Genomic DNA, 10,714 nt, shown 5'->3' on the forward strand with positions numbered 1-10,714 from the left:
GTTCCTCGCGATCAGGCCGTGAACGGCATGTTGAAGTGCTTCAGCAGCGACTTCGCTTCCGCGTCGGTCTTCGCCGTGGTGCAGATGATGATGTCCATACCCAGAACCTCATCGACCTTGTCGAAGTTGATTTCCGGGAAGACGATTTGTTCCTTCAGGCCCATGGCATAGTTGCCACGACCGTCGAAGGAAGTGCCCTTGACGCCGCGGAAGTCGCGGACGCGGGGCAGCGCCACGTTGATCAGTCGGTCGAGGAATTCGTACATGCGGTCGCCGCGCAGCGTGACCTTGCAGCCCAGCGGCATCTCTTCGCGCACCCGGAAGGTGGCGATCGACTTGCGGGCCTTGGTGATCACGGGCTTCTGGCCGGCGATCTGCGCCAGTTCTTCGGCGGCCTGCTTCACCTTCTTGGTGTCCTTGACCGCTTCGCCGACGCCCATGTTCAGGACGATCTTGTCCAGACGCGGGATCTGCATGTCGTTCTTGTAGCCGAACTCTTCCTTGAGAGCGGCGCGCACCTTGGCCTTGTATTCGGCCTTGAGGCGCGGGGTATAGGTGGCCTGGTCAAGCATCAGATCGCCTCCCCGGTGGTCTTGGCATAGCGAACCTTCTTGTCGCCTTCGACGCGGAAGCCGACGCGGGTCGCCTTGCCGTTCTTGTCGACCAGAGACAGGTTCGACAGGTCGATCGGCATCGCCTTGGGCAGGCGGCCGCCTTGCGACGCGGCGGATTGCTTGGTGTGGCGGATCGCGACGTTCACGCCATCGACCACGGCCTTGTTGTCCTTGGGCATGACAGCGGCGATTTCGCCGGTCTTGCCCTTGTCCTTGCCGGTGAGCACGACAACCGTGTCACCCTTGCGGAGCTTGGCAGCCATCACAGCACCTCCGGCGCAAGCGAGATGATCTTCATGAAGTTCTTGGCCCGCAGTTCGCGAACGACCGGCCCGAAGATACGGGTACCGACCGGCTCACCCTGGTTGTTCAGGATGACGGCGGCGTTGCGGTCAAAGCGGATCGCGGTGCCGTCTTCACGGCGAACTTCCTTGGCGGTGCGAACGACAACGGCCTTGCGGACGTCACCCTTCTTCACGCGGCCCTTAGGAATGGCTTCCTTCACCGACACCACGATGATGTCGCCGACCGAAGCATAACGGCGGTGCGAACCGCCAAGAACCTTGATGCACTGCACCCGGCGTGCGCCGGAGTTGTCAGCTACATCCAGATTCGTCTGCATCTGGATCATTGGTCTACTCCCGACCTTCGGGGACCGTCACCGGCCCCGGGGTTTCGTTCAGATCGTGGGGATCAAGCCGAAGCTTCGGTCACCACGGTCCAGCGTTTCGATTTCGAGATGGGCGCACATTCCTCGATGCGGACGGTGTCACCAACCTTGAACTTGTTCTCCGCGTCATGGGCGCGGTACTTCTTCGACTTGCGGACGGTCTTCTGCAGCAGCGGGTGCTTGAAGCGGCGTTCCACAAGAACGGTGATCGTCTGCTCGTTCTTGTCCGAGGTGACGACACCTTGCAGGATACGTTTCGGCATTGCGGTTCCCCTTACTTCGCGGCTTCGGCGGCTTTTTGGCCGAGAACGGTCTTGATGCGGGCGACGTCGCGACGGACGGCACGCATGCGGGCGGTGTTCTCAAGCTGGTTGGTCGCAGCCTGGAAGCGCAGGTTGAACGCTTCCTTCTTGAGCTGGACCAGGCTGTCGCGGAGCTGGTCGGGGGTCTTGGTCTTCAATTCCTTGGCGTCCATCGCCAATCTTCCTTTCACAATCGCCAGACGGCCCCTTGTTTCGAAGGGTGACCGTACACCTGGCGGATCAATGACAAATCGACGATTCCGAGTCGCCCCGGAATCGCGGATGGGTTCCTCTACAGGGGCGGGCGGACGAGAGCAAGGGATTTCCCCCGCAACCGGAGGAATTCCCCGAAGCTGGGCGCGGGCGGCCGTTCGGCGCCCTCCCCGCCTGCCGCGCGCCCCGGGTGACGCGACGCCACCAAGGGGGAAATGCAGCAAAACCTACCCATTGTGCCGGCCATGACATACCCTTACCAAGGATGGCTTGGCTATCCAGGCTGGGCCCGTGCGGGCCAATTGGAACAACGAGTGAAGGAAGAGCTTATGTCGATCTTGAAGAAGGGCCTCAAGGGCGCGCCGGTCAAGCGGTTGCAGGAAAAGCTGGGCGTCCCCGCCGATGGCGATTTCGGACCCGGTACCGAAAAGGCGCTGAAAGAGTTTCAGAAGGCGCATGGTCTGGCGGTTGACGGCATCGCCGGCCCGGCGACGTTCACCGCCATCGGCCTGCCCGAACTGGTGCTGCTGCGCCGTGGCCTGAAGGGCGACTCGGTCAAGAAGCTGCAGGCGGCCCTTGGCCTTGCGGCCGACGGCAGCTTCGGCCCCGGCACCGAAGCCGCGGTGAAGGCCTATCAGGAAAAGAACGGGCTGACCGTTGACGGCATGGCCGGGCCGGAAACCCTTGCCAAGCTGGGCGCCATCGAAGGCATCACCGCCGCCGCGGTGGCCGCTGCCGAAGTGAAGCCCGACGAAGAGGCGTTCGAAAGCGAACCGCTGCCGGAACTGAAGGACAATCAGGTTGTCGCCGCCGCTTCGGCGGAAGCTGCCGCCTCGGCCGAAGCCCTGGTTGCGGCGCTGGCCGCGAAGAAGGACGCGCCGCCGGTGAAGAAGTCGGTCTGGCAGAAGATCAAGGGCTGGGCCTGAGCCCGGTTTCGCAGCCCGGAGGGGGGTTCCCTTTCGGGCCGCAGGCCGCCCATCAGGCGGCCAGGGTGCCTTGCGTCAACAGAGGACGGCCGTTCTTCTGGTGACGCTCCACCAGATGCCGCGCCCGGCGACCGGGCACACAGGGCCGCGCGGGATCCGCCATCCCGTCTTCCAGCAGTTCGGAAAACAGCGCCATCAGCTCCATCCGGGCCTCAGCCCCCATCGCGTTGATGGATCGCGGGGTGGCCAGCAGGGACTCCGTCGCCAGACCGTTCGAGAACACGATCTGATGCCCGTCCAGGATGAAGTGGTAATAGGCCACACCCTGCGGGGCCTCGGCCAGTTCGATGCCGGGCTGGCCCAGCAGATGCTTGGCCGCCACCAGAACCTCGGGCTCACCGAACATCCTTTCGGCGATCTGAGACCGCACAAGCACCCGATGCTGCGGAGACACCAGCAGATCCTCTGCCGGCATACCCGGCCCGAAAGCATGGGCGCGGATGCGGATCGGACACAGGTAAGCGGCCGCCTGAAGCTGACGGGCCGACAGCACCCGGCAGCCGATCCAGCGAATGGCCTGAAAGCCGTTGTCGCGGGTCATCACCAGGTCACCGGCCTTCAGCGTTTCAACCGCCTTCTCGCCCTCTGATGTCAGGATGCGCGCCCCTGCGGCGAAACAGGGGGCCTCGGGGATGGGGGTGACGAATTCGGGAATGAACCCGGCCGCTGCGTTCAGGCCATCAGTGGTGCGGTCGGTGTTGAATTCCCCCGATGTCGTATCAACGCCGGCGATGGTGATCGTGTCGATGCCCCAGTCCTGCAGCGCATCATGCCACAGATCGACATCCTGATAGTAGGGGCGCAGGAACAGGTCGCCATTGTCCATCTGGACCAGAACCGCCCGAAGATGCAGCGTATCCTTCACCAGAACATTCGGCTCGACGGTGGTGTCGATCCGGGCCACCGCAATATCGACCGAAACCACCACATGACTGGTGTAAAGCTGGGTATGCGACGTGGTGCCACCCAGCCCGTCCTCGATGGTATAGCTGAGAGGATCGACCCCACGCGAGAAGTTCACCCCGCCCGCCCCCGTGGCATTGCCGGTGACCTGCACCCCCGACATTTCCTCCACCCCGAATTCCCAGCCCACCACGGCCTGCGCCTCGGTCAGGGTGGTGTCTGCCTGGGTCGGGACAGGCGAGTTCCAATCGGGATTGATCTGGGTGGCTTGATTGCCGACATAAATCCACGTCGGAGAGTACACGGGCATGATACAGAATTCCTTACACGGCAGTCGTACTGAAAACAGAACACCGGCGATGCAGTCTCATCGCGTCATCTTTGATTTATATAGAAGATTTTGCCGGAAACGTCAAATCGCCCCCGCCCCGGTGCCAAGAAGGGCCGGCCCGTCACGCCCACCCGTAGTTGAAGCTGACGCTGATCCGATCATCTTCCGACATGTTCATCGGCACTTCATGGCGCAGCCAGCTTTCCCACAGCAGCACGTCGCCAACCTGCGGCTTTACATAGACAAAGCGTTGCAGGGCTTCGGGCGCGTCCTTGCGGGTGACGGGCGCCATCATCATCATCGGCAGGCGCGGGTCTTCCAGCTTCAGCGCGCTGGTGCCTTCGGGCATGGCAACATAGGTGGTGCCCGAAATCACCGAATGGGGGTGAATGTGGCTGGCATGGGTGCCGCCTTCGGGCAGGATGTTGATCCACAGCGCGTTGCACTTCAGCTTCTTGCCCTGAAGATCAAAGCCAAGGTCGTCGCAGAAGGCGGCCACATGCTTGTCCAGCGCCTTTTCCAGATCGCCGAAGATCGGAAAGCGCCAGGGCAGATCATCCAGTGACGCATAAGAGGTATAGCCGGGATAGCCCTGCTCCTCGCACCAGGCCTGCCCGGCGGCGTCATCGTCGGCAATGGCATCGCAACTGTCGCGCAACTCCTCATAATCCACCTTCTTGCGGGCCAGATCATTCAGCCGGGCACGATAGAGGCGGGTGACGAAAAGCGAGGTGATGTCGGGCATGGCAGCAATCCTGAACAGAAAAGCCCCCGCCGTTTCCGGCAGGGGCCTGTTTCACGGGCGGGGTGTCACCCCGGCCTCTTACCAGTCTTCGCGGGCGACGATGCGCGAGGTGACCGGAAGCTTCATCGCGCCAAGGCGCAGGGCTTCACGGGCGATTTCCTCGTTCACGCCGTCGATCTCGAACATGATGCGGCCGGGCTGAACCTTGCAGGCCCAGTAATCGACCGAACCCTTGCCCGAACCCATCCGCACTTCGACCGGCTTGGCCGAGACCGGAACATCCGGGAAAATGCGGATCCAGACCCGGCCCTGACGCTTCATGTGGCGGGTGATCGCGCGGCGGGCCGCTTCGATCTGCCGCGCGGTGACGCGCTCGGGCTCGGTCGCCTTGAGGGCGAAGGAGCCGAAGTTCAGAAGGAACCCACCCTTGGCTTCGCCATGGATGCGGCCCTTGTGCATCTTGCGGTACTTGGTGCGCTTCGGTTGCAGCATTCTCTTCTACTCCTTACGCGCGCTCGCGGTCGCGGTCGCCGCGTTCACGACGCGGACCGCGCGGCGCGGGGCCATCGGCCGCTTCCGCCAGACGGCGGTCGTGGGCCTGCGGATCGTGCTCAAGGATTTCGCCCTTGAAGATCCAAACCTTGACGCCAATGATCCCGTAGGGAGTCACGGCCTCGCTCAGCGCATAGTCGATGTCGGCGCGCAGGGTGTGCAGCGGCACACGGCCTTCGCGATACCACTCGGTCCGGGCGATTTCGGCGCCGCCAAGGCGGCCCGCGACGTTGACCCGGATGCCAAGCGCACCCATCCGCATCGCGTTCTGCACGCCGCGCTTCATGGCGCGACGGAAGGACACGCGGCGTTCCATCTGCTGGGCGATCGATTCGGCCACCAGTTGGGCATCGACTTCCGGCTTGCGGACTTCGACGATGTTGAGGTGCAGTTCCGACTTGGTGAAGGCGGCCAGCTTCTTGCGCAGGGTTTCGATATCGGCGCCTTTTTTGCCGATGATCACGCCCGGACGCGCGGTGTGGATCGTGACGCGGCACTTCTTGTGCGGACGCTCGATGATCACCTTGCTGACGCCGGCCTGCTTCACTTCCTTGTGGATGAACTCGCGCATCCGCAGATCTTCCAGCAGGAGGTTGCCGTAATCCTTCGATTCAGCAAACCAGCGGCTGTCCCAGGTGCGGTTCACCTGGAGGCGCATCCCGATGGGGTTGACCTTCTGACCCATTATGCCGACTCCCCGACCTGACGCACCTTGATGGTGATCTCGCTGAACGGTTTCATGATCTTGCCGAAGCGGCCACGGGCCCGCGGACGGCCCCGCTTCATCACCAGGTTCTTGCCGACCCAGGCTTCCGCAACGACAAGGCTGTCCACGTCCAGGCCGTGGTTGTTTTCGGCGTTGGCAATGGCCGACTGCAGGCACTTCTTCACGTCGCCCGCGATGCGGCGCTTCGAGAAGGTCAGGTCGGCAAGGGCCTTGTCCACCTTCTTGCCGCGGATCAGGCCCGCGACAACGTTCAGCTTCTGGGGCGAGGTGCGCAACATGCGCGCGATCGCCATCGCTTCGTTATCCGCCACGCGGCGGGGGTTCTTTTCCGCACCCATGGCTTACTTCCTCTTCGCTTTCTTGTCGGCGGCATGACCGTAATAGGTCCGGGTCGGCGAATATTCACCGAACTTCTGGCCGATCATCTCTTCCGTCACGGCGACGGGGATATGCTTCTTGCCGTTGTAGACGCCGAAAGTCAGGCCCACGAATTGCGGCAGGATGGTGGAACGGCGCGACCAGATCTTGATCACTTCGTTTTTGCCCGAGGCCTTCGCGGTTTCTGCCTTCTTCAGCAGGTAACCGTCGACGAACGGGCCTTTCCAGATGGAACGGGACATGGATCAGCGCCCTTTCTTCTTGGCGTGGCGCGAGCGGACGATGTACTTGTCCGTCTGCTTGTTCGTGCGGGTGCGGTTGCCCTTGGTGCCCTTGCCCCACGGAGTAACCGGGTGACGGCCGCCCGAGGTACGGCCTTCGCCGCCGCCATGCGGGTGGTCGATCGGGTTCATGGCAACACCGCGCACCGTCGGGCGGATGCCCTTGTAGCGCATACGGCCCGCTTTACCGAAGTTCTGGTTCGAGTTGTCGGGGTTCGACACGGCACCGATGGTGGCCATGCATTCCTGACGGACCATCCGCAGTTCGCCCGAGGACAGGCGGATCTGGGCATAGGCGCCGTCACGGCCGACGAACTGCGCATAGGTGCCGGCGGCACGGGCCAGTTGGCCACCCTTGCCGGGCTTGAGTTCGACGTTGTGGACGATCGTACCGATCGGCATACCCGAGAAGGGCATCGCGTTGCCGGGCTTCACGTCGACCTTGGCGCCGGCGACAACGCTGTCACCCACCGCCAGGCGCTGCGGCGCCAGGATATAGGCCAGTTCGCCATCCGGGTACTTGACCAGGGCGATGAAGGCCGTCCGGTTGGGGTCGTATTCGATACGTTCCACCACAGCGGGCAGATCCCACTTGCGGCGCTTGAAATCCACGATGCGGTAAAGGCGCTTGGCCCCGCCGCCCTGGTGGCGCATCGTGATCCGTCCGGTGTTGTTCCGGCCGCCTTGCGAAATAAGACCCTCGGTGAGGGCTTTCACAGGCCGACCTTTCCACAGCTCCGAACGGTCGATCAGAACCAGCCCGCGCTGGCCAGGCGTCGTCGGCTTATACGACTTGAGTGCCATGATTACTGTCTTCCGTTTGCTTCAGGACCGTCTTCCTGCCGTTACGGGCAAGGCGGAAGGTCCGGGGTGAAGGGCTCCGAAGATCCCCGGTTCGTGGGTTCGCGCCGATGAACAGGCCACCGGAACGAACAAACCAAGAGCCCCGGACGAATCCGGGGCCTCTGGCGTGGCGGTGCAGTAGCAGAAGGGGGGGCGGGGGGCAATGGTCGAGTATTGGAATTCTTGCACGCCGGTCGAACGTCCTGCGACGCACCTAGCCTAGACAGCAATCAACTCAGCGAGTTTGTTTGCTATTTCAGCCATCGTATCGGCGGCAGTACTCAACCCTGTTCGTGAAGCTAGCAAAGGGCTAATCTCCCTTAGCGCTTCGTAGGTCGTGCCATGCACGATGGGCACCAGCAAATCTCGGGCAAGGAGAGCCGAAAGCTCCTTGTCAGATACACCTTGACCCTGGATTCGCTTCAGAAACGCAGGGGTCACAAGCACAATCCCAACTCGCGATCTTGCCAAGCCCTTGTCAATTTCGCGAAGCAGCGGAGAACCCAGCAAGACATCCTTTTCGCTAAACCAGACTGACACACCTCGCGCCTCAAGAAGGTCGTGCAAGTCCTTGGCTGCCGACCCTCGGTCATCCCAAGCGTGACACAGGAATACGTCCTTGGGGTCATTTTGAGGAGGTCGCACTTCTACGCTTCGGCGGATCGGCGTAAGTGCTCTAACTTCCGCTTCAGAGTAGTAGACGGTCGAGCTTGCCGGGGACCACTTTGGCTTGGTTCGTGCGGCGCCGCTTCCACCACTTCTTACGGTACTGCTCACACTTGGGGCAGAGTAGGCAGTGCTGTAAGAATACGACCCGTAGCCTCCCGCATAGCTCCTGCGACCGTAACGGCTACCGCATACCGGACAATCTGCCGCTGCGGCCGCAGAGCGATGCCCTTTTATGGGCGCTGTACACCTAGCCATTTGTCTTTGGACTCCGCCCCACCGTCACGCCACAATATATAGCGCTTCGAGAGCGTACATATCACACTACTGTGGGAAATGGAATCTCAGATTGTGCCTGTCGAATCGCAAACAATCCATAGGCGAATTCAGAAGCCGCCAAAACAAAAGCCCCCGCCTTTCGGCAGGGGCTTTCTCTTTTCACCCAAGCGTTCGCTCAGAGGCCGGTCGACACGTCGATCGTGTGGCCTTCTTCCAGCGACACATAGGCCTTCTTCTTGTCGCTCCGTTCGCCGTTGCGGCCACGGAACTTCTTGGCCTTGCCCTTGGTGATGGTGGTGTTCACCGCCTTCACCTTCACGCCAAAGACAGCCTCGACGGCTTCCTTGATCTGGGGCTTGGTTGCATCCATCGCAACCTGGAAGACAACCGCGCCCGCCTCAGAGGCCATGGTGGCCTTTTCGGTGATAATCGGCTTCTTGATCAGGTCGTAGTGTTCGGGTTTCGCGCTCATTTCAGACGAGCCTCCAGGGCTTCGACACCCGCCTTCGTGATCACCAGGGTGTCACGCTTGAGGATGTCATAGACGTTGGCGCCGATGGTCGGCAGCACGTCGATGCCTTCGATGTTGCGGGCGGCCAGCGCGAAATTCGCGTCAACCGTCGCACCGTCGATCACCAGCACGCGCTTCCAGCCACGTTCGGACACGGTCTTGGCCAGCATTGCGGTCTTGGCTTCCGCCAGGGCCAGGCTGTCCACGATCACCAGTTCGCCCGCCTTCAGCTTTGCCGAGAGAGCATGGCGCAGGCCAAGGGCACGCACCTTCTTCGGCAGGTCATGGGCGTGGCTGCGGGGCTGCGGGCCCTTGTACACGCCGCCGTGGCGGAAGATCGGTGCCTTCTTGGACCCGTGGCGTGCGCCGCCGGTGCCCTTCTGGCGGTAGATCTTCTTGGTCGAATAGCTGACGTCCGACTTGCCCAGCGTCGAGTGGGTGCCGGCCTGGGCCTTGGCCCGCTGCCAGCGCACCACGCGGTGCAGGATGTCGGCGCGCGGCTCAAGGCCGAACAGCGCTTCGTCCAGATCAATGGAACCGGCCTTGCCGCCGTCCAGCTTGATCACATCGAGTTTCATGCTTCACCCCCTTCGGCGGCCACTTCGGCAGCCGGAGCAGCAGCGGCAGCGCGGACGGCCGCCGGACGCGGAGCGTCCTTGTGGGCCGGCTTCTTTGCCGCATCCTTGACGGTGACCCAGCCACCGGCAGCACCGGGGACCGCGCCCTTGATCATGATCAGACCGCGGGCGGCATCCGTGCGGACGACCTGCAGGTTCTGCGTGGTCACGCGGGCAGCGCCCATGTGGCCGGCCATCTTCTTGCCCTTGAACACCTTGCCGGGGTCCTGGCACTGGCCGGTCGAACCGTGCGAACGGTGCGAGACCGACACACCGTGGCTGGCCCGCAGACCGCCGAAGTTGTGCCGCTTCATCGCACCGGCAAAACCTTTACCGATCGAGGTGCCGGCCACGTCGACGAACTGGCCTGCCAGATAGTGGTCAGCGGTGATTTCCGCGCCCACGTCGATCAGGTTGTCCGGGGAAACCCGGAACTCGGCCAGCTTGCGCTTGGGGGCCACGTTCGCCTTGGCGAAATGGCCGCGCTGCGCGGCAGTGGTACGGGAGACCTTGGCCGTGCCGGCACCCAGTTGGACGGCGGTATAGCCATCCTTGTCGGCGGTGCGCTGTGCAACCACCTGCAGGGTATCAAGCTGCAGGACCGTGACCGGAACCTGCTTGCCGTCTTCCAGGAACAGCCGGGTCATGCCCAGCTTCTTTGCGATAACGCCAGAGCGCATTTCCATGCCCCCTTACACTTTGATTTCAACGTCGACGCCGGCAGCCAGGTCGAGCTTCATCAGCGCGTCCACGGTCTGCGGGGTCGGGTCAACGATGTCGAGAAGCCGCTTGTGCGTGCGGATTTCCCACTGGTCGCGCGACTTCTTGTCGATGTGCGGACCGCGGAGAACGGTGAACTTCTCGATCTTGTTCGGCAGCGGGATGGGCCCGCGAACCTGTGCACCCGTGCGTTTCGCCGTGTTCACGATTTCCTGCGTGCTGGCATCCAGAACGCGGTAATCGAAGGCTTTCAGCCGGATGCGGATGGTCTGACCTTGCATCTTGTTGGTTTCCTTCGGAAAGGCCGGGGGCGTGACAATCACGCCCCCGCCAGTCTGGTTAAGCGATGATCTTCGAGACGACGCCGGCGCCGACG

At 62.6% G+C, this 10,714-nt stretch carries 18 protein-coding genes; 1 reads left to right on the forward strand and 17 read right to left on the reverse strand.

Going from position 1 to position 10,714, the window contains the following annotated elements:
• Window positions 1-11: 11 nt before the first annotated feature.
• From rplE to rpmC, 5 genes are all read right to left on the reverse strand, one after another.
• The gene (rplE, locus tag C5F44_RS11150) at window positions 12-572 is read right to left on the reverse strand and encodes a 50S ribosomal protein L5 (protein WP_107673607.1); all 561 of its coding nucleotides are present in this window, start codon (window positions 570-572) and stop codon (window positions 12-14) included.
• Window positions 572-877 carry a 50S ribosomal protein L24 gene (gene rplX / locus C5F44_RS11155; RefSeq protein WP_107673608.1) on the reverse strand — a complete coding sequence of 102 codons (306 nt, stop codon included), beginning with the start codon at window positions 875-877 and terminating at the stop codon, window positions 572-574. The genes rplE and rplX overlap by 1 nt, the downstream gene beginning before the upstream one ends.
• Window positions 877-1,245 carry a 50S ribosomal protein L14 gene (rplN, locus tag C5F44_RS11160; RefSeq protein ID WP_013066055.1) on the reverse strand — a complete coding sequence of 123 codons (369 nt, stop codon included), beginning with the start codon at window positions 1,243-1,245 and terminating at the stop codon, window positions 877-879. The genes rplX and rplN overlap by 1 nt, the downstream gene beginning before the upstream one ends.
• A gap of 62 nt (window positions 1,246-1,307) precedes the next feature.
• Window positions 1,308-1,547, reverse strand: a complete 240-nt coding sequence (gene rpsQ / locus C5F44_RS11165) for a 30S ribosomal protein S17 (RefSeq protein ID WP_107673609.1) — start codon at window positions 1,545-1,547, stop codon at window positions 1,308-1,310.
• Window positions 1,548-1,558: 11 nt separating this feature from the next.
• Window positions 1,559-1,759, reverse strand: a complete 201-nt coding sequence (rpmC, locus tag C5F44_RS11170) for a 50S ribosomal protein L29 (RefSeq protein WP_107673610.1) — start codon at window positions 1,757-1,759, stop codon at window positions 1,559-1,561.
• A gap of 369 nt (window positions 1,760-2,128) precedes the next feature.
• Between rpmC and C5F44_RS11175 the strand changes: the two genes are divergently transcribed.
• Complete coding sequence (locus C5F44_RS11175) at window positions 2,129-2,725, forward strand: peptidoglycan-binding domain-containing protein (protein ID WP_107673635.1); 597 nt, start codon at window positions 2,129-2,131, stop codon at window positions 2,723-2,725.
• Window positions 2,726-2,777: 52 nt separating this feature from the next.
• Here C5F44_RS11175 and C5F44_RS11180 read toward each other — a convergent pair whose 3' ends face one another.
• The 12 genes from C5F44_RS11180 to rpsJ form a co-directional block, all read right to left on the reverse strand.
• Window positions 2,778-3,998: a Hint domain-containing protein gene (locus C5F44_RS11180; RefSeq protein WP_235822608.1), complete on the reverse strand. Its 1,221-nt coding sequence runs from the start codon at window positions 3,996-3,998 to the stop codon at window positions 2,778-2,780.
• A gap of 142 nt (window positions 3,999-4,140) precedes the next feature.
• Window positions 4,141-4,764, reverse strand: coding sequence for a TIGR02466 family protein (locus C5F44_RS11185; RefSeq protein ID WP_107673611.1), 624 nt, complete (start codon window positions 4,762-4,764; stop codon window positions 4,141-4,143).
• Between the two features lie 78 nt (window positions 4,765-4,842).
• Window positions 4,843-5,256, reverse strand: a complete 414-nt coding sequence (rplP, locus tag C5F44_RS11190) for a 50S ribosomal protein L16 (RefSeq protein WP_107673612.1) — start codon at window positions 5,254-5,256, stop codon at window positions 4,843-4,845.
• Between the two features lie 13 nt (window positions 5,257-5,269).
• Complete coding sequence (gene rpsC, locus C5F44_RS11195; RefSeq protein WP_107673613.1) at window positions 5,270-6,001, reverse strand: 30S ribosomal protein S3; 732 nt, start codon at window positions 5,999-6,001, stop codon at window positions 5,270-5,272.
• Window positions 6,001-6,381 (reverse strand): 50S ribosomal protein L22, encoded by a 381-nt coding sequence (gene rplV, locus C5F44_RS11200; protein WP_107673614.1) that lies wholly within the window; start codon window positions 6,379-6,381, stop codon window positions 6,001-6,003. The genes rpsC and rplV overlap by 1 nt, the downstream gene beginning before the upstream one ends.
• A gap of 3 nt (window positions 6,382-6,384) precedes the next feature.
• Window positions 6,385-6,663: a 30S ribosomal protein S19 gene (gene rpsS / locus C5F44_RS11205; RefSeq protein ID WP_107673615.1), complete on the reverse strand. Its 279-nt coding sequence runs from the start codon at window positions 6,661-6,663 to the stop codon at window positions 6,385-6,387.
• Between the two features lie 3 nt (window positions 6,664-6,666).
• Window positions 6,667-7,506 (reverse strand): 50S ribosomal protein L2, encoded by an 840-nt coding sequence (rplB, locus tag C5F44_RS11210; protein WP_107673616.1) that lies wholly within the window; start codon window positions 7,504-7,506, stop codon window positions 6,667-6,669.
• A gap of 258 nt (window positions 7,507-7,764) precedes the next feature.
• Complete coding sequence (locus tag C5F44_RS11215; RefSeq protein ID WP_107673617.1) at window positions 7,765-8,469, reverse strand: toll/interleukin-1 receptor domain-containing protein; 705 nt, start codon at window positions 8,467-8,469, stop codon at window positions 7,765-7,767.
• 196 nt (window positions 8,470-8,665) lie between these two features.
• Window positions 8,666-8,962 carry a 50S ribosomal protein L23 gene (locus tag C5F44_RS11220; RefSeq protein WP_107673618.1) on the reverse strand — a complete coding sequence of 99 codons (297 nt, stop codon included), beginning with the start codon at window positions 8,960-8,962 and terminating at the stop codon, window positions 8,666-8,668.
• Complete coding sequence (gene rplD / locus C5F44_RS11225; RefSeq protein ID WP_107673619.1) at window positions 8,959-9,579, reverse strand: 50S ribosomal protein L4; 621 nt, start codon at window positions 9,577-9,579, stop codon at window positions 8,959-8,961. Before rplD ends, C5F44_RS11220 begins: the two co-directional genes overlap by 4 nt.
• Window positions 9,576-10,298, reverse strand: a complete 723-nt coding sequence (gene rplC, locus C5F44_RS11230; RefSeq protein WP_107673637.1) for a 50S ribosomal protein L3 — start codon at window positions 10,296-10,298, stop codon at window positions 9,576-9,578. Before rplC ends, rplD begins: the two co-directional genes overlap by 4 nt.
• Before the next feature lie 12 nt (window positions 10,299-10,310).
• Window positions 10,311-10,619 carry a 30S ribosomal protein S10 gene (gene rpsJ, locus C5F44_RS11235; protein WP_023666234.1) on the reverse strand — a complete coding sequence of 103 codons (309 nt, stop codon included), beginning with the start codon at window positions 10,617-10,619 and terminating at the stop codon, window positions 10,311-10,313.
• Between the last annotated feature and the right edge of the window lie 95 nt (window positions 10,620-10,714).

This window comes from Fuscovulum blasticum DSM 2131 (assembly GCF_003034965.1).
In the GTDB taxonomy this organism is placed as follows: Bacteria; Pseudomonadota; Alphaproteobacteria; order Rhodobacterales; family Rhodobacteraceae; genus Pseudogemmobacter; species Pseudogemmobacter blasticus.